Origin of the sequence: Actinomadura sp. 3N407 (assembly GCF_052245875.1) — a bacterium.
Taxonomy (GTDB): Bacteria; Actinomycetota; Actinomycetes; order Streptosporangiales; family Streptosporangiaceae; genus Spirillospora.
In genome coordinates this window covers 58,077-76,261 of sequence record NZ_JBQQBP010000010.1, presented here as the reverse complement: position 1 = coordinate 76,261, position 18,185 = coordinate 58,077, and the positions used below count along the sequence as shown (strand labels likewise).

The following is an 18,185-nucleotide window of genomic DNA, read 5'->3' as shown; positions in this document are numbered from 1 at the left end:
TTCAGTCTGTCTGGGTGACCTTGTTCAGGCCACGGGGCATGTCGGGATCGATGCCGAGGCGGCGGGCCAGGTTCTCCGCCAGGATCTGCCCGGGGGCGATGAGCCCCAGCGGCGCGACCCACTCGGGCAGCGCGGGGCCGGGCAGCGCGGCCGAGCACGCCTCCGCCAGCTCCGCGCCCCCGCCGACGCCGAAGGCGCGGGCGCCCGCCCCCTCGACCCGCCGCGCCAGCGCGACGGTGCCGGCCAGCGTCGGGCCGGAGTCGGCGGCCACCAGCAGCGCGGGCGTCTGCGCGTCGACGACGGCGATCGGGCCGTGCAGCAGGTCGGCGTACGACAGGCCCATGGCGTGCAGGTAGCACGCCTCCTTGATCTTCAGCGCCAGCTCCAGCGCGGTGCCGAACGCGATGCCGCGCCCGGACACGACCGTGCCGGGGACCTTCGTCAGCTCCTCGACGATCTCCGGCAGCGCCGGCGACGCCTCGGTCAGCGTGATCACCCGGGCGACCTCGTCGGGGATGCGGCGCAGATCGTCCACGGCCACGTCCGCGCCGAGACCGATGCCGAGCACCGACAGTGCGGCGAGCTGGGTGGTGTAGGTCTTGGTCGCGGGGACGGCGACCTCGTCGCCCGCCTGGGTGATCAGCGCGATCTCGGCGGACTCGGCCAGCGGCGACCCCTCGCCGTTGGTGACCGCGACGGTGCGGGCACCGCAGTCCCCGGCCCAGTCGAGCGTCTCGACGATCTCCTCGGTCTTGCCGGACTGGCTGATCGCCACGGCCAGCACACCGTCGAGGTCCAGCCTGCGCCGGTAGGTCGTCGCGATCGACGGCGCGGCCAGCGTCGCCAGCCGGCCGGCGCGCGACTCGATGAGGTAGCGCCCGTACACCGCCGCGTTGTCGGACGATCCGCGGGCGATGAACAGCACCTGCCGCGTCTGCCGGGCCAGCGCCTCCAGGTCGGGCACGCGCGGCAGCAGCGCACCGATCGTCCGGGCCAGCGCGTCGGGCTGCTCACCGATCTCGGCGCGCATCTGACTGGTCATGATCCCCCTCCGAAGACTTTCTGCCCGCCCACCCACGTGGTACGCGCCCGGTGGTCCGGGCCCAGCCAGACCAGGTCGGCGGCGGCGCCGGGCGCGATCCGGCCGAGGTCGCCGCGGCCGATCAGGTCGGCGGGGACGCGGGTCGCGGCGTCCACCGCGGCGGCCGTGCCGACGCCGATGCCGATCGCGTTGCCGACCGCCTCGTCCAGCCGGAGGCCGGAGCCGGCGATCGTGCCGTCGGCGCGCAGCGGGGGGCCCTGCTCGGGCATGGTGATGGGCTCGCCGCCGAGGTCGTAGGTGCCGGGCGGCATCCCGGCGGACGCGGCCGCGTCGGTGACGAGCACGACCCGTCCCGGCGCGGCCCGGAACACCAGCGCCGCCACCTCGGGCGCGACATGGTGCAGGTCGAGGATGAGGCCGGGGCTCAGCCGGTCGTCGATCAGCGCCTGCACGGCCACGCCCGGGTCGCGGTGGTGGACGCCGGTCTGCGCGTTGAAGATGTGGGTGATCTTGCGGGCGCCCGCGTCGGCCGCGGCGGCGACCTGCGCGGCGGTGGCGTCGCTGTGCCCGACGCTGACCAGGACGCCGGCCTCGGTCAGGGTGCGGATCGCCTCCAGCGCGCCGTTGCGTTCGGGCGCGAGGGTGAGCAGCTTGACGAGCCCGGTCTCCAGCAGCGTCGCGACGGCGTCGGGCGCCGGGTCCGTCAGGTGGACGGGGTTGTGGGCGCCTTTGCGCTTCTCGGACAGGAACGGGCCTTCGAGGTGGACGCCGAGGACGCGCGTCCCGTCCGGCAGGTTCGGCAGGAGGTCGCGGGTGCGGCGCAGGGCCTTGGCCTGCGTCTCGACCGGGGCGGTGATGAAGGTGGGCATGAACGCGGTCACGCCGGTCTCGGGGAGGCGGGAGACGACGGTGTGCCAGCCGGTCTCGTCGGCGTCCACCATGTCGTAGCCGAAGTACCCGTTCACCTGGATGTCGACCAGGCCGGGTGCGAGCAGGCCGTCCGCCAGCTCGACGTCGGGGGTGCCGGGCGGAGGGCCCTCGCCGGCCTCGGCGATCACACCGTCGCGCACGCGGACGAATCCCGGGGAGAGCACCCGGGTAGGAGCGTCCGCGGGGGTGATGATCATGTCGGGGGCCGTGATCAGTAGTGATGCCATGGCTGTGCACTCTCCGCGACACGACGATCGCTGGTCGTTCCGGCCGGTTCAACTGGTCTAGTCCGGACTAGACCAGTACGTACCATACTCCACGAATCGAAGGGGGCCGCAAGACGCCGGACGGAACTCGTTCGGCACCGCTCTCCCGGGGAGGGCACCTCCGCTCTGACGGTCGGCAACGGGCCCTCACCACCGGTCCGCCAAAGCGGACAGGGCATCCGAAATCCGTTCTGACCTGGGAGTTCCTTCGATCATGGGGTCTTCGGGACGTGATCCGGTCGTTACGAATTCGTGCATTGACATGACTTTCGATCCTGTGGTCTAGTCCGGCCTAGACCAGTATGAACCTCCGAAGACCGTCCGAAACTCCATCCACCTCATACCCGTCGAAACCCGGCGAATCCCATCGATCCGGCCTCCGGCCATCGAGGACCCTCGTGACGACCATCGATCCGAACAGTCCCGTACCGAAGTACTTCCAGCTCCGCGCCATCCTTCTCGACCTCATCGAGAGCGCGGAACTGCCCGTCGACGCCCCGATCCCGTCGGAGCGCGAGCTGTGCGCCCGGTACGAGCTGTCCCGTATGACCGTCCGCCAGGGGGTCGACCAGCTCGTCTCCGAAGGCCGGCTCTACCGCGTCCCCGGCAAGGGCACGTTCGTGGCCCGGCCCAAGATCGAGATGCCGCTGCGGCTCGTCTCGTTCACCGAGGACATGCTGGTCCGCGGTCTGCGTCCCGGCGCGATCGACCTGGACCGCCGTACGGTCCCGGCCGACGCGCGCCTCGCCCGGATCTTCGAGATCGAAACCGGTACCGAGATCCACGTCATCGAACGCCTGCGCACCGCCGACGGTGAACCCATGGCCGTGGAGCGCTCCCACCTCCTGGCCTCGCTCGCCCCCGACCTGCTCGACCGCCGCCTCGCCGACCGCTCGCTGTACGGCGTCCTCGAAGCGGTGTACGGGCTCGTCTTCGACGCGGGCGACCAGACCATCGACGCCAGCCTGGCCGACGCCACCGACGCCAGGCACCTGCAGATCCCCAAGGGCAGCGCCGTGCTGCTCCTGCAACGCCGCTCGTACACCGGAGGTGTGTGCGCCGAGCTGGGCGTGTCGACCTACAGGGCAGACCGGTACCAGATCCACACGGCCCTCGGAAACCCCCCGCCGCACTCCTGAAAACCCCTGAGGAGGAATCTCGCGATGACTTCGACGACAGTGGACTCCGCTCCACGGCGAGGGTCGAGCGCCCTCGCCGTGCTGCAGCGCATCGGCCGCAGCCTCATGCTGCCGATCGCGGTGCTTCCAGCCGCCGCACTCCTGCTCCGCTTCGGCCAGGCCGACATGCTCGGCGCCGACGGCCTCGGCTGGGACCGCATTGCCGAGATCGTCGGTGAAGCCGGCAACGCGCTGTTCGCGGCCCTGCCCCTGCTCTTCGCGGTCGGCGTGGCGATCGGTTTCGCCAAGAAGTCCGACGGCTCCACCGCGCTGGCCGCGGTGGTCGGGTACCTGGTCTTCGACCGCGTGTCCAAGATCATGTTCTCGCACACCGACGAGCTCCAGGGCAACGTCATGATCACCAAGGTGACCGACGGTGCCGAGGCCCAGGTCATCGACTGGGGCGCCAAGAACCCGACCGACGTGCTCGGCGGCATCCTCATGGGCGTCATCGCCGCGCTGCTGTACCAGCGCTTCTACCGGGTCAAGCTGCCGACCTGGCTGGCGTTCTTCGGCGGCCGCCGGTTCGTGCCCATCATCACCGCCGTCGCGGGCCTCGCCCTCGGCATCGTGATCGGATTCCTCTGGCCGGTGCTCGGCAGCTGGCTCACCGACTTCGGCGAGTGGATCACCGGGGCGGGCGCCGCCGGCGCCGGAATCTACGGCGTCATCAACCGGCTCCTGCTGCCGTTCGGCCTCCACCACATCCCGAACTCGCTCATCTGGTTCGTGTTCGGCACCTACGAGGGACCCGACGGCGCCGTGCACGGCGAGATCAACCGCTACCTGGCCGGCGACCCCGACGCGGGCGGCTTCCTCGCCGGGTTCTTCCCCGTGCTGATGTTCGGCCTGCCCGGCGCGGCCCTCGCCATCTGGCGCGCCGCACCCGCGCACCGCCGTCCCGCGGTCGGCGGCATCATGGTCTCCGCGGGGCTCACCGCGTTCGTCACCGGCGTCACCGAACCGATCGAGTTCGCGTTCATGTTCGTCGCGCCCGTCCTGTACGGCGTCCACGTCGTGCTCACCGGCATCTCGATGGCGATCCTGGAGGCCGCCGGGGCCCAACTCGGCTTCGGCTTCTCCGCGGGCCTCATCGACCTGCTGCTGAACGCCCGCAAGGAGAACACCGAGGGGCTGTGGCTCATCCTCGGCATGGGCGTCCTGTACTTCTTCCTCTACTACTTCATCTTCAAGTTCATGATCGAGAAGTTCAACTTCGCGACACCCGGCCGGGAACCCGAAGGCGAGGAGTCGACGGCCGCCGACCCCGCCGCCGACCCGGAAATGGCCGGCGCCACGAAGAGCACCCGAAAGAAGGACCGCAAGGGGCCGGGCGACGAACCGAAGGAGGCCCCCTCCGGCGGCTGACCCACTCCGGGGCGCCCGTGGTCCTCATCCCCCGGCGCCCCTTCCGGGCCGGTCAGCCCACCGGCCCAGCTCCCACGAGTCCCGGATTCCCCGCACTGTCCGGGACTCGGCTCCCAGGCGGCGGGACGCCCCCAAGCGTCCCGCCGCCTCCATGTCCACCGCCTCCACGTCCACCGCCTCCACGTCTGCCGCCATCACGCCCCGCCCCTCCAGCCACCTCCACGCCCGGCCACCATCACGCCCCACCGCCTTTACGTCTGCTGCCATCACATCCCGCCGCCTTCGCGTCCGCCGCGTCGACCAGCCCGTTGCGTCGCGGCAGGTCACCCTGATCAGCCGGTCAATGAGGGCGACACGCCGCAACAGAAGTGTGCGGCCCTGCTTCGGCGTTACGCGGCAGACCGGATGTGGTCAGCATGTATTTATCGCGCGTCCCACGACTCCTGTCTTCAAACGAGCCAGGAGGTTTCGCATGCGTCGACGTCCAGCCACGTCCTCCGCCGTCCGGATCATCCGGTACCGCGCCGCACCGCCGTCCGGCGAGACGCGGGGAGCGCTGGCCCTACGTCCCTCGGGACCGCCCCCCGCACGGCCGCCGAGGCTGCGTCTCGTGCGCCCGGCGGACGGAATGGACGCCGAACTCCAGGCCGTGGCGGAGGCGGCCGTACGGCTCATTGTGGAGATCCTGGCGGGGACGCGGCCGGCGGCACAGCTGTCCCTGATCGCCGTCCCGGCGGTGCGCCGCGAGATGGCCCGGCATCGGGGCACGCAGAGCCGCGGCGGGCGGGTCGTCCCGCCGAAGGTCCTGTCCACCCGGCTGCAGCGTCCCGCCCCGGGGGTCGCGGAGACGACGGCGGTCGTGGTCATTTCCGGACGCGCCCACGCACTGGCGCTCCGCCTGGAGCACACCCGCGGCCGCTGGCGTTGCACAGCCCTCGAAACCACCGCCACAAGCTGACCCCCGCACGCGTGAAGCGACGCGTGGGCGCGTGGGGCGACGCGTGGGCGCGTGGGGCGACGCGTGGGCGCGCGCAGGATGTGCGCATGGCGTGACACGCGTGAACGCACGTGGGGGTGGCAAGCGAAAGCGGCCTCCCGGACGTCCGGGAGGCCGCTTTCCAGGGCCCTACTTGTTCTTGTTGCGCGGGTCGCCGTGGCAGCGCTTGAACTTCTTGCCCGAGCCGCAGGGGCACGGGTCGTTGCGGTTCACGCCCGCGTACTCGTCCTTCGTCTCCTCGCTGTGGTGCTCGACGCCGCCCTCACCGTCGACGGTCGGGGCCGAGTACTCCAGCTTCTTGGGACGCGACGGCTTCTCCAGGCCCTTCGCCTTGATCGCCGGGGTGTCCTCGGCCTCCTCCACGTCGTCCTCGGAGACCGTGTCCTCGGCGTCGGTGGCGGGCGCGGACTTGGCGACGGAGACGGGCTTGGCGCCGACGGCGGGGGCATCCGGCTGGTCCTCGACCTCGACTTCGAGGTTGAACAGGTAGCCGACCGACTCCTCCTTGATGCCGTCGAGCATCGCGTTGAACATGTCGTAGCCCTCGCGCTGGTACTCCACCAGCGGGTCGCGCTGCGCCATGGCCCGCAGGCCGATGCCCTCCTGGAGGTAGTCCATCTCGTAGAGGTGCTCGCGCCACTTGCGGTCCAGGACCGACAGGACGACGCGGCGCTCCAGCTCCCGCATGACCTCCGCGCCGAGTTCCTCTTCGCGCTTGTCGTAGGCCGTCTGGGCGTCGTCGCGGATCTTCTCGGCCAACGTCTCGGCGTCCAGGCCGGACAGGTCGCCGTCCGCCTCGTCGCCGACCAGATCGTCGACCGTGATCGAGATCGGATAGAGCTGCTTGAACGCCTTCCACAGCTTGTCGAGGTCCCACTCCTCGGCGAAAGCCTCGCCGGTGGCGCCCGCGACATAGCCCGCGACGACCTCGTCGATCATGCGCCGGACCTGCTCGTGCAGGTCCGCGCCCTCCAGCACCTTGCGGCGCTCGGCGTAGATGACCTTGCGCTGCCGGTTGAGGACCTCGTCGTACTTCAAGACGTTCTTGCGCATCTCGAAGTTCTGCTGCTCGACCTGGCTCTGCGCCGACTTGATCGCATTGGTGACGATCTTGGATTCGATCGGCACATCGTCCGGGATGTTCAGCCGGGTCATGATCGACTCGACGCGGGCCGAGTTGAACAGCCGCATCAGGTCGTCCTCGAGCGAGAGGTAGAACCGGGACTCGCCCGGGTCGCCCTGCCGGCCGGACCGTCCACGCAGCTGGTTGTCGATGCGCCGCGACTCGTGCCGCTCGGTGGCGAGGACGTACAGGCCGCCGACGTCGACGACCTCCTCGTGCTCGCCCTTCACGGCCTCCTGGGCCTTCTCCAGCGCCTCCGGCCACGCCGCCTCGTACTCGTCGGGCGTCTCCAGCGGGGACAGGCCGCGCTGGTGCAGTTCGAGGTCGGCGCGGAAGTCGGGGTTGCCGCCGAGCATGATGTCGGTGCCGCGTCCCGCCATGTTCGTCGCGACGGTCACGCCGCCCTTGCGGCCCGCCTCCGCGACGATCGTCGACTCCTGCTCGTGGTGCTTGGCGTTCAGCACCTGGTGCGGGATGCCGCGCCGCTTGAGCATCTTGCTCAGCTTCTCGGACTTCTCCACCGAGGTCGTTCCGACCAGGACCGGCTGGCCCTTCTCATGCCGCTCGGCGATGTCGTCGACGACGGCCTCGAACTTGGCCTGCTCGGTCTTGTAGACGACATCCGCCACGTCGTCGCGGATCATCGGCTTGTTCGTCGGGATCGGCACGACGCCGATCTTGTAGGTCTTGTTGAACTCCGCCGCCTCGGTCTCGGCGGTGCCCGTCATGCCGGACAGCTTGTTGTAGAGGCGGAAGTAGTTCTGGAGGGTGATCGTGGCGAGAGTCTGGTTCTCGTCCTTGATCGCCACGCCTTCCTTGGCCTCGATGGCCTGGTGCATGCCCTCGTTGTAGCGGCGGCCATGCAGGATGCGCCCGGTGAACTCGTCCACGATCAGGACCTCGCCGTTCATGACGACGTAGTCCTTGTCGCGCTTGTACAGCTCCTTGGCCTTCAGCGCGTTGTTCAGGAAGCTCACCAGCGGCGTGTTCACCGAGTCGTAGAGGTTGTCGATGCCGAGCCAGTCCTCGACCTTCTCGACGCCCGACTCGGTGATGCCGACCGTGCGCTTCTTCTCGTTCACCTCGTAGTCGCCCGGGCCGTACTCGTCGACCTGCCCGGCGGTGCTGACCAGCTCGGCGCGCTTCAACCGGGGGGCGATCTTCGCGAACTCCGAGTACCACTTGGAGTTCTGCTCGGCCGGCCCGGAGATGATCAACGGGGTCCGGGCCTCGTCGATCAGGATCGAGTCGACCTCGTCCACGATCGCGTAGTTGTGACCGCGCTGCACGCACTCTTCGAGGCTCCACGCCATGTTGTCGCGCAGGTAGTCGAACCCGAACTCGTTGTTCGTCCCGTAGGTGATGTCGCAGTTGTAGGCCGCGCGGCGCTCGTCCGGCGTCATCTGCGGGAGGACGACACCGACGTCGAGGCCGAGGAACTGGTGAATGCGGCCCATCCACTCGGCGTCGCGCTTCGCCAGGTAGTCGTTCACCGTAACGATATGGACACCGTCGCCGGACAGGGCGTTCAGGTAGGCCGGAAGCACGGCGGTCAGGGTCTTGCCCTCACCGGTCTTCATCTCGGCGATGTTGCCCAGATGCAGGGCGGCACCCCCCATCACCTGGACGTCGAAATGCCGCTGCCCGAGTACACGTTTGGCGGCTTCGCGGGCGGTCGCGAACGCCTCCGGCAGCAGATCGTCCAGGGACTCGCCGTCGGCGAGACGCTCCCGGTACTTGTCGGTCAGCTCGCGCAACTCGGCGTCGCTCATCTCGAGGAAGTCCTCCTCGATCGAGTTGACCTGATCCGCGAGCTTCTTGAGCTTGCGCAGGGTTTTTCCCTCGCCCGCACGAAGGATCTTGTCGATGACTGGCGGCACTCTCGAAGGCTCCTTGCAGATCGTGGTTCACCGCTCCAGGCGGCACGCACACCACACGTACGATGCCCATCGTAGGCGAGACCCAGAATGGTCTAGGTCACTCCACAGCGCAATCCACAGCGCGTCCCGTTTGATGTTCCGGGTCCCGGAGAGGATCTCTTCACGCCGCGGAGGGAGACGCAATGTCCGAAGAGTCGCACGGATCGCACGCAGGCCGGCCCAGTTCATGGCTCGCGGTCGGCATCATCTTCGCCGGCTTCGTCGTCGGCGGCGTGGCGCTCTGCCTGGGCCCGATGTGGATCATGTTCTGGGTCGGCGCCGGCATCATCGCCGCCGGCCTGCTCGTCAGCTGGCTCGTCCACCTGTTCTCGGACGTCGTCGTGGACGCGCCCCGGGTCATCCCCGAGATCGTCGACTACTCCCTGTTCGGCTCACGCTCCGCGAAGCGCCGCGGCGGCCGCGCAGGCGAGGTACTCGACAGTCCCGTCGCCACGGACCCCCAGGAAACTCCGCACGGCTGACCCGCAGACGTGAGTCCACAACATTCACCCTGTACAAACACCCCCAGAACCCGGGCGAATTCCCGTCCCGGGTTCCGGCTGGCGTGGGTGAGGGCGGCGATCAGGTGAAGGGGCCGGTCTAGCCGGTCTAGATGTCTGTGCCGGGACGACACAAGCGGCGCACCATCGCCGCCGTTCGGCGCGGTGGGCGATTCGTCCGCGGGCACGGCATGTGAGGAGCCGAGCCGTGGCATCAGGTCGGGGTAGCGCTGTTCAGGACGGACCGGATCAAAGCAGGGGGCAGGTCGGTCCGCTCGATCCGGACGTCATCGCAGCCCACCCAGGCAGCGGCGCGCCATAGGGCCGTGGCAAGGGCACCGGCCGAGGTCTCCGTGCGGGCCGGCGTCCGCGTGGCCCAGGGTTCCAGCGACACCTGGCGGGCGACGAGGGTGCGTCCCTCTCTGGCCGGATCGACTCGTCCGAGCAGGCGGCCGCCGGCCAGGAGCGGCATCGCGAAGTAGCCGTGGACGCGCTTGGCCTTGGGGACGTACGCCTCCAGGCGGTGGTCGAAGCCGAACACGCGGGAGGTGCGGGCCCGGTCCCAGACGAGGGAGTCGAACGGCGAGAGCAGGGTGGTGACGTGCCTGCCGCGCGGCAGGACGGCCAGCGCGTCGGGGTCGGCCCATGCCCGCTGGGACCATCCGGCGACCGTGACCGGGACGAGCCCGGTTCCGTCGATCACGCGGTCGACCTGGTCCTGCTTGATCCGGTAGTAGTCGGCGAGGTCGGCGCGGGTCGCCACGCCGAGAGCTCGCCCCGCCCGCGCGACGAGGGCCGTCAGGCAGGCGTCGTCGTCGGGGTCCCGGGCGAGAAGATCGGGCGGGACGGCCCGTTCGGCGAGGTCGTAGACGCGGCGCCAGCCGACGCGTTCGACGCAGACGACCTCGCCGATGTCCAGCAGCCACTCGATGCCGATCTTGTGGTCGCTCCAGTCCCACCACTCGGCGCTCGCCTTGGCGCCGCCGAGTTCCCTGGTGGTCAGCGGGCCGTCCACCTTCAGCCGGTCGCGGATCTGGTCACAGACACCCTCGGGCACCTTGTGCCAACGCCATCCGCGCCGCAGGTAGGCACGTCGGCGGAACGCGAAGAGCGGCCAGTCGTCCATGGGCAGCACGGACGCCGCATGCGCCCAGTACTCGAACGCCCCACGCCCAGCCACGCCCTGCGGCCCTCGACCGTCCCCGGACGCTCCCCGACCGAAGGTCCCGTAGCCGGACGCCCCATGGCCGGAGGCGTCTTGTGCAGCCGTGCCGCCGCCGAATGCCCCACGACCAGACGCGCCCTGACCGAAGGCCCCGTGGCGGGACGCGCCGTCGCCGGGCCTGCCTCGGTCGGCCGCTCGGCGACCTGACGCGTCGTCGGGTGTGCTCTGGCTGAGTGGCCCGCGATCGGACGTCCCCTGACCAGACGTTCCGCGGCCGGGGGTGGGGGTCGAGGGAGGGCCCCAGTAGGCGGCTTCGACGGCGTCGCGCCCGACCGGGCCCAGGCGGGCGTAGGGGACCAGTTCGTGGGATCTGGCCAGGACCGAGATCGTGTCGAGCTGGACGGCGCCGAGCCGTTCCAGCATCGCCGGTACGCCGCCCTTCGGGCGCGCGCCCAGGAATCCCTGGGCGCGCAACTGGAGCCGCCGTGCTTCGTCCGCGCTGAGCTCTACCACGCCGGCGATGCTACGGCACAACACCGACAAAAGCCGATTGCCGGTCGCGTCGGACTCAGGTGATCTCCAGGAGCTTCTCCCGGACGGCGTAGACGACGGCCTCCATCCGCGAGTGGAGCTGGAGCTTCTCCAAGATGTTGCGGACGTGGTTCTTCACGGTGTTCTCGGAGATGAACAGCTCGCGGGCGATCTCCCGGTTGCCGAGACCGCGGGCCACGAGCCGCAGGACCTCCATTTCGCGTTCGGTGAGGCGCGGCGCCGGGACCTGCTGCGTGCGCTCCTCGCTGCGCTTGGCCAGCGCGGCGAATTCGGTGATGAGCTTGGACGCCATCGACGGGCTGATCAGCGACTGCCCGCCGTGCACGGCGCGGACGGCCTGGGGGACCTCGTCGATGGAGATCTCCTTCAGCAGGTAGCCGCTGGCCCCGGCCTTGATCGCCTCGAAGAGGTCCTCCTCCTCGTCGCTGATGGTCAGCATGACGATCTTCGCGCTGGGCGCGGCGTCCTTGATGGCGGTGCACGCCTCGATGCCGCTGCGGCGGGGCATCCTGATGTCCATCAGGACGACGTCCGGCAGCAGGTCGCCGGCCATCTCGACGGCCTCGTGCCCGTCGCCGCCCTCGCCGATGACCTCGATGTCGTCCTCGCCTTGCAGGACCATCTCCAGGCCTCTGCGGAACAGCGCATGGTCGTCGACGATGAGCACGCGGATCGGGTCGGCCGCTCCGGCCGGCTGTACCGCCTCCCGGCCGGCGGGGGTGGCGCCGGCCTGACGGGGTACCGCCGCGGCGTCGCGAGCCTCGGGATTCTCGCTCACCAGAGTCGCGGCGTGGAGGAGACGCCGCTTCCCCCCTTCACTATTCAGCGATCTGGAACTACCGGAGGGTTGCTCTCCGACGGGTCGTCCTCGGGAACTTACGGGGTCCGGGGGCGAACCCGGGGGATTTCGGGCCGGGGTGTCCCCCGGTGAAACTGTTGTACGCCCCGAGAGGTTCCCGGGTGGGGCTCCGCGAGGCCGGGCCCCGCGGGACGTGCCGCCGCGGGACGGTGACCGGGAGGGCCCGGGACGGCCGGCCGAGCGGCGCTCGCGCCGTACCGGATCCCCCTGGACCACCGCGTCCGCGGATCGGCTGGTAGGCCTTTTCAGATCATTACATGGTTCGGGGTGGTGACGTGACGCGAGTGCCGCATCACTCTTCGACGAGCCTGATGACTCCGTAGTCCCAGCCTCTCCTCCGGTATACGACCGAGGGGTGCCCGCTGGCCTTGTCGCGGTACAGGAAAAAGTCGTGACCGACGAGCTCCATCTCGAGGAGAGCCTGCTCGATGCCCATAGGCTCGGCCTTGTGGTACTTCTCGCGGACGACGAGGGGTCCGTCGCCGTCCATGGGGATCGGGACGAGGTTCTCGTCCTGCGAGACCTTCACCGGCTCGGCCTGGTCCTCGGCGGGCTCCGGGACGGCCGCCGGGGGTTCGGGGACCGGTTCCGGGAGAGTGCCGGGGAGCGGTTCCATCGTCGCGAGCTTGGCGCGGCCCTTGCCGCTGTGTCCCTTGCGCCGTTCGGAGCCGCGGCGCATGCGTGACTCCAGCTTGTCCAGCGCCAGGTCCAGGGCGCCGTAACGGTCGTCGGCGGCGGCCTCGGCCCGGATCACCGGGCCGCGGGAGCGGATCGTGAGTTCGACCCTTTCGCGCTGATCGGCGAGCCGCGGGTTATGTTCCTCGGACACCTCCACGTCCACGCGGATGACCTTCTGGTCGAGCCGCTCGATCTTGGCCAGTTTGTTGTCGACGTGCCGACGGAACCTGTCGTTGACCTCGGTGTGCCGGCCCCTCACGGTGATGTTCACGCGGGACCCCCCTTCTCCCGGTTGCGGATCGGCCCTGTCCGGGATCCCTGACTGCCCCGGACGGGCACCACAGGACGGTGGGTCGCACCCGCCCGGCCGACCTGGTCTTCGTCCCCACATCCGCCTGCTGAGGGGCTCGCGGCGCTCTCGCCACTACTGCCCTTCTCCCTGTTCGGGGGATGTCGGATCCCCCGGCGGGGCAGGACTTACCTCTAAGGCGCACCGTGATCGGTCGACGAGAAGTCGCCTTACGTGGGCCGTTTCGCCTGCGCCTGGCATCGGCTAGCCGGACCGCCTGTCGTGCTCCTGACGAGCACTGCGATCCGACGCAACCACGGACCCGGGCGGGTGCCATGTCAGGAACGCTAACCCCTTACGCCACGAATGTCAGGAGGGTGGACGGAGGAAAAACTCACTGACCGTCATCGGAGCCTTCCGCAGCGGGTACCCCGCCGCCTCACGGACGTCCCATCACATGCCGTGAACCCCCGTGTGCGCGGCTGTCGCGCCCCCGGTACCCGCGCAGGTCAGGTCGAACTGGCCACCCGGTGAGTTTGATGAATCTCTACCCCTCTCAGCATTTGGTGTGACCCGAATAACCCATCAAGCCCCGACATGCCGGACATCAGCCCGGCTACTCCATGTAACTACCTACCACTTCATCACTCGAACGTGAAGAAAGTCACCCATCCCACACCAAACACCCATCACCCCATTCGGGCGGGCGGTCCAGCGCCACTGCGCCGCCGACAACCACGCGCCTCGTACAGCCGCCGGCCCGTGAACAGGCCGACCCGTGAACAGGCATGGGACGCGATGGCCCACTTCGCGGCGAGACGGCTTCGCCTGTCTTAGGTCGCGTGCCGGCGACATCAGATCAGACCTCCGTGAAGGTGTTGGTCGTGGGTTTGGCCTGTCCAGGTCGCGTGCTGGCGGACAGGCGCGGTGGTCGTGTTCTTGACCGGTCATCGGCGGCGGCGAGGGGTTGCCGCGATGGTGGCGGCGGCCAGCGGATCGGCTCCCGCCGCGCGCAGCGCCCTTGCCGCCTCGGCGAGCGAGGCGCCGGTCGTGACCACGTCGTCGACCAGCACGGCCCGGCGGCCCGCGACCTCGGCGTGGGATCTGACTTCGAGGGCCCCCTCCAGGTTGGCGGTGCGCTGTGTCGCCGTCAGCGCGGCCTGGTCGGCGACCCGTCCGCGCTGCTTCAGGGCGTCCACGCCGATCACGGGCACGCCCTCGTTGCGCAACCGCCCTACGGCGACCTCCACCACCCCTCGCAGGGCGTCGTGGCCGCGCCGTCGAATTGCACCGCGCCTCGACGGCACCCACACCACCATCGGCGGGTCATGCCCCAGGTGGAACGCGCCTTCGCCGCGCACGGGCGCTCGCCGGGACGGCCTTTCGCCCGCCAGGTCTTCGTCGCGGGCAGTTGGGGGGAGGTGTGGTGCCAGGGCTGCACGGACCGCCGTTGCGAGGGCCTCGCCCAGTGGGACGGTGAGGGCCGTGCGGCCGTGTTCCTTGTAGGCGGCCAGGATCGACCGCAGAGCGCCCTCGTAGGCGGCGACCGTCCACGGGGGCGGCAGGCCGTCCAGCGTCGTCCCCGCGGGCCTTGCAGGCGCTCGCAGAGGCATCGCGCAGGCGTCGCACAGCAGGACGGGGGCACCGCCGCACCCGGCGCAGCGCTCGGGGAGAATCAAGTCGATCAGGTCGGCGAAGAAGTTCATGCCCTCGACGATGCGGCCACGGGCCGCCACACGTCCCGCATTCGCGCCCCTGTGGATAACCGCTTTCGTCGGTCAGCGGGGGTAGCCGGGGTCCTTTGCCGGGGTCGGGCAGATCCAGGGGCTGTAGGAGTTGCTGGGGGAACGCTGGCGGCAGACCTGGTCCTTGCCGGACGAGCGGGTGCCGATGAGGATCGGGGCGCCCGGGGCGGCGGCGATCGTGCGGGGTTCGCCCAGCGAGCCGACGCCGAGGGACGTGATCGCGCTGCCGCTGATCGGCATCAGGAACGGCAGGGTCTGCGAGTCGCGTTTGGCGCGGCCGAGGACGGCGAGCGTGTTGTAGTCGCGCCAGGCGAGGTCGATGGCGTCCTGCAGCTCGGAGCTCACGGGCAGGAACGAGCCGACGTCCAGGGACCCGTCGGGGGCGTGGACGATGCGGCCGATCTGCACCTGGGGACGGCCGTCCACGCGGGCGATGACGGCGGCGCGGACACCGTCGCGGGCGATGCGGAACTCCAGGACCTCGCGGCCCCCGAGGCCCCAGTGGGCGGCGCGGACGGGTGGTTTGCCGCGCCTGCGCACCCAGAGCCAGGATGCGTCCTCCTTGCTCTCCACGACCCACAGGGTGCCGTCGCGGCTCCAGGACGGGGCGGTGAAGCGGGCCCCCTCGCGCGCGGTCAGCAGGACGCGGGGGGTCGGCGTGCCAGTGACGGGAGCGGCGACGAGGACCTGGTCGGCTTCGGCGCTCAGCCCGGCGACCTCCTGGTAGTCGGGGGCGACGGCGGGGCGGGACAGGCGGCCGGCCGCACCGGTCACGACGGGCTGGGCGCGGTCGCCCTCCAGGATGCCGAGGAAGCCGGACGGGCCGACGACGTAGGCGTTCTGGTGGGCTTCGTCGTGCGAGACCTGCCCGTCGGGGGAATTGGCCTCCCACGCGTGTACGGGTTGGGTGGCGTCCATGCCGTCGGGTGTGACGGTCTCGCCGTCGATCTGCAGCCGCCACCGCTTGATCTCCGAGAGCTGCCGCATCGTCCAGCTGAGCTGCGCCGACATCCGCTCGATGTTGCCGCCGCGAGCCTCCTTGGTGAGGTCGACGGTGGCGACCTCCTTGTCGACCCGGACGCCGCGCTTCAGGCGGGTTTCCTTGGGGAAGGCGGTCTGGACGGCGCCGTTCAGCCAGGAGGTCGGGCCGGTCAGGAGGGCCTCGACGAGCTGGGTCGGCAGTTTCTGCCGGTTCACGACCGGCAGGAAGATGCCGTTCGGCACGAGGGTGTGCCGGTCTGGGGCGAAGTAGAACAGGTTGACGGTGCGCATGGCGCGTTCGACGTCGTCCTTGGTGAGCAGGAGGCCGGACTTCTCGTCGCCGGGCAGGCTGGTGATGCGCCAGACGCCCTGCTGGGTCTTGGCGAGCTGGAACGTGGCGTCGAGTTCCCTCGGGGACGCGGTGTACTGGCCGTCGGAGGAGATGGTGCCGAGTTCCTCACCGGTGATCCTGACGGTCGCGTGGGTGCCGGACGACTTGATGACCTGCGGGTCGGTGATGCGGCCCGCCAGGACGGTCACGGAGGGCCGCAGGCCGGGGTTCCAGGTGTTCTGTTTGCCGAGGTAGAGCTTGGCGACCTTGTGGTTGTCGTCGAAGCTCGCGGACGCGGCGAGGAACCCGGAGACGATCTGCGCGGGGCCCCATTCGGCGTGCGGCTCCACCGGGATCAGCCGGACGTACGGGTCGTCGACGCGTTCGGCGCGTTCGGCGGGCTCGCCCGTCACGACCTGCCCGCCGCTCGGCACGGCCGCGCATCCGGCGCCGCCGAGAAGGAGGGCGGCGGCCGCCAGGAGGCATGTGATCCGTCCGTTCACTCCTGGACCTCCAGTTCCGCGAACAGCGGGCGGGCGTCACCGGCCCCTGGAGGGACGAGCGGGAGCGGCGAGCCCCGGAGTTCGGCCCCGGCCGCGCGAGGCAGCGAGAGACGGAACTGGGAGCCCACACCGGGCTCTCCCCACGCCTGCAGCCACCCGCCGTGCAGTTGCGCGTCCTCCCGGGAGATCGACAGGCCGAGGCCGGTGCCGCCGGTGGTGCGGGCGCGGGCGGGGTCGGCGCGCCAGAAGCGGTCGAAGACCATCTGCCCCTCCCCCGGTTTGAGTCCGACGCCGTGGTCGCGGACGGCGACGGCCACGGCGTCGCGGTCGGCGGCGACGGACACGACGATGTCCTCCCCGTCGCCGTGCTCGACGGCGTTGACGAGCAGGTTGCGCAGGATGCGTTCGACGCGGCGGCGGTCGACCTCGGCCATGCACGGCTCGCCGGGCAGTTGCAGGACGACCTTGCTGCCCTTGCGTTCGGACAGCCCCTGGATGTCGCCCACGACGCGCAGGACGAGGTCGCGCATGTCGAGGGACTCGGCGTCCAGTGTCGCCGCGCCCGCGTCGTGCCTGCTGATCTCCAGCAGGTCGGCCAGCAGGGACTCGAACCGCTCCAGCTGGCTCTGCAGCAGTTCCGCGGACCGTCCGACGGACGGGTCGCCGAAGGAATCGCGGTTCTCGTAGAGCATGTCGGCGGCGATCCTGATCGTGGTCAGGGGCGTGCGCAGTTCATGGGAGACGTCCGAGACGAACTGGCGCTGCACCTGGGAGAGGTCTTCGAGTTCGCCGATCTTCTCCTGCAGGTTGGCGGCCATTTCGTTGAACGAGCGGGCGAGGCGCGCGAGATCGTCCTCGCCGCGGACCCTCATGCGCTCTTCCAGGCGTCCGGCGGCGAGCCTCTGCGCTCCCTGGGCGGCCAGCCGCACCGGTATGACGACCTGGCGCGTCACCAGCGAGGCGATCGCGGCCAAGAGCAGGACCAGCACGATGCCGACGCCGGCCAGGGACCGACCCACGTTGGTCAAGGTCCGCTGTTCCTCTTCTAGCGGGAACAGGTAGTAAAGCTCGAACTGGCCTGTCTTGCCGCCCACGATGAGGCCGCTTTCGGGCGGACGGTCACCGACGTAGGACAGCTCGCCGTAGGTGTAGGCGCGCGTACCCGCGGGCTCGTTCTTCAGTTCCTCGCGAAGCCGCGGCGGGACGCTCTCCTGGCGCAGTTCATTGGTCGTGTACCCGTCGAAGTACTGCTCTGTGGTGTCGCGGATGTAGACCTCATACAGTCCGGACGGGCCGCTACGGGACTTCAGCCGGTCGATCGTCGTGTTGAGCCTGCTGTCGTCCCCGGGCGAGTTGCCCAGGTCGCGCTGTACCTGCGCCAGGCCGTCGTCCAGTTGGAGGCGTGCCGCCTTGACCTTCCCGTCCATGAGCGCCGACGACACCTGCTGCATCAGGAACGCGCCCAGGATCGCCACCACGATCGCCGAAATGAACAGTGTGGACGTGACGACCCGTACCTGAATCGAGCGCCGCCAGCTCGTGTAGCCGCTGCGGACGGCGCCCCGCAGGGCACGCTGAACGGCGCCCAGCCCACGCCGGACCGACCGCTTCGCCCTCTTCATGTTGGTGTTCATGAGAGGCCCGCGAAGCGGTGCGGTCGTGGAAGGCGCGGGTTTCCGGGAGAGTGCTTGACGGTCATCGGCGTGTCACGGGGGATACGGCGGGTCAAGGGACTGCGGCGGCGTCATGGCGTTCAGCG

At 70.0% G+C, this 18,185-nt stretch carries 14 protein-coding genes; 4 read left to right on the top strand and 10 right to left on the bottom strand.

Annotation, left to right across the window (positions count from 1 at the left end; all coding sequences use genetic code 11):
* Position 1: 1 nt before the first annotated feature.
* Both ACTWPP_RS24890 and nagA read right to left on the bottom strand, forming a co-directional pair.
* Entirely contained in the window at positions 2-1,042 is a 1,041-nt protein-coding gene (locus tag ACTWPP_RS24890) for an SIS domain-containing protein (RefSeq protein WP_443106758.1), read from the bottom strand.
* Positions 1,039-2,199 (bottom strand): N-acetylglucosamine-6-phosphate deacetylase, encoded by a 1,161-nt coding sequence (gene nagA, locus ACTWPP_RS24885; protein WP_443106757.1) that lies wholly within the window; start codon positions 2,197-2,199, stop codon positions 1,039-1,041. The genes ACTWPP_RS24890 and nagA overlap by 4 nt, the downstream gene beginning before the upstream one ends.
* A 437-nt stretch (positions 2,200-2,636) precedes the next feature.
* Here nagA and ACTWPP_RS24880 point away from each other — a divergent pair, with 437 nt between their 5' ends.
* Together ACTWPP_RS24880 and ACTWPP_RS24875 are read left to right on the top strand one after the other, a co-directional pair.
* A complete protein-coding gene (locus ACTWPP_RS24880) occupies positions 2,637-3,377 on the top strand; it encodes a GntR family transcriptional regulator (RefSeq protein ID WP_443106756.1) in 741 nt (246 codons plus the stop codon).
* A gap of 24 nt (positions 3,378-3,401) precedes the next feature.
* Positions 3,402-4,784 (top strand): PTS transporter subunit EIIC, encoded by a 1,383-nt coding sequence (locus ACTWPP_RS24875; RefSeq protein ID WP_443106755.1) that lies wholly within the window; start codon positions 3,402-3,404, stop codon positions 4,782-4,784.
* Between the two features lie 24 nt (positions 4,785-4,808).
* Here the strand turns inward: ACTWPP_RS24875 and ACTWPP_RS24870 are convergent, their stop codons facing one another.
* Positions 4,809-5,051, bottom strand: coding sequence for a hypothetical protein (locus ACTWPP_RS24870; RefSeq protein WP_443106754.1), 243 nt, complete (start codon positions 5,049-5,051; stop codon positions 4,809-4,811).
* 205 nt (positions 5,052-5,256) lie between these two features.
* Here ACTWPP_RS24870 and ACTWPP_RS24865 point away from each other — a divergent pair, with 205 nt between their 5' ends.
* Positions 5,257-5,742 (top strand): Rv3235 family protein, encoded by a 486-nt coding sequence (locus tag ACTWPP_RS24865; RefSeq protein ID WP_443106753.1) that lies wholly within the window; start codon positions 5,257-5,259, stop codon positions 5,740-5,742.
* Positions 5,743-5,910: 168 nt separating this feature from the next.
* On the opposite strand, the gene secA is transcribed toward ACTWPP_RS24865, so the two are convergent.
* Positions 5,911-8,784, bottom strand: coding sequence for a preprotein translocase subunit SecA (gene secA / locus ACTWPP_RS24860; protein ID WP_443106752.1), 2,874 nt, complete (start codon positions 8,782-8,784; stop codon positions 5,911-5,913).
* 182 nt (positions 8,785-8,966) lie between these two features.
* On the opposite strand from secA, the gene ACTWPP_RS24855 reads away from it, so the two are divergent.
* Positions 8,967-9,305 carry an HGxxPAAW family protein gene (locus tag ACTWPP_RS24855; RefSeq protein WP_443106751.1) on the top strand — a complete coding sequence of 113 codons (339 nt, stop codon included), beginning with the start codon at positions 8,967-8,969 and terminating at the stop codon, positions 9,303-9,305.
* A gap of 232 nt (positions 9,306-9,537) precedes the next feature.
* Here ACTWPP_RS24855 and ACTWPP_RS24850 read toward each other — a convergent pair whose 3' ends face one another.
* From ACTWPP_RS24850 to mtrB, 6 genes are all read right to left on the bottom strand, one after another.
* Positions 9,538-11,001 (bottom strand): winged helix-turn-helix domain-containing protein, encoded by a 1,464-nt coding sequence (locus ACTWPP_RS24850; RefSeq protein ID WP_443106750.1) that lies wholly within the window; start codon positions 10,999-11,001, stop codon positions 9,538-9,540.
* A 55-nt stretch (positions 11,002-11,056) separates the two neighbouring features.
* The gene (locus tag ACTWPP_RS24845; protein WP_443106749.1) at positions 11,057-11,818 is read right to left on the bottom strand and encodes a response regulator; all 762 of its coding nucleotides are present in this window, start codon (positions 11,816-11,818) and stop codon (positions 11,057-11,059) included.
* A gap of 373 nt (positions 11,819-12,191) precedes the next feature.
* Positions 12,192-12,848: a ribosome hibernation-promoting factor, HPF/YfiA family gene (gene hpf / locus ACTWPP_RS24840; RefSeq protein WP_443106748.1), complete on the bottom strand. Its 657-nt coding sequence runs from the start codon at positions 12,846-12,848 to the stop codon at positions 12,192-12,194.
* 965 nt (positions 12,849-13,813) lie between these two features.
* On the bottom strand, positions 13,814-14,572 hold the full coding sequence (locus ACTWPP_RS24835) for a ComF family protein (RefSeq protein ID WP_443106747.1): 759 nt from the start codon (positions 14,570-14,572) through the stop codon (positions 13,814-13,816).
* A gap of 72 nt (positions 14,573-14,644) precedes the next feature.
* Entirely contained in the window at positions 14,645-16,426 is a 1,782-nt protein-coding gene (locus tag ACTWPP_RS24830; protein ID WP_443106746.1) for an LpqB family beta-propeller domain-containing protein, read from the bottom strand.
* Positions 16,423-18,048 carry an MtrAB system histidine kinase MtrB gene (mtrB, locus tag ACTWPP_RS24825; RefSeq protein ID WP_443106745.1) on the bottom strand — a complete coding sequence of 542 codons (1,626 nt, stop codon included), beginning with the start codon at positions 18,046-18,048 and terminating at the stop codon, positions 16,423-16,425. Before mtrB ends, ACTWPP_RS24830 begins: the two co-directional genes overlap by 4 nt.
* Positions 18,049-18,185: the final 137 nt, after the last annotated feature.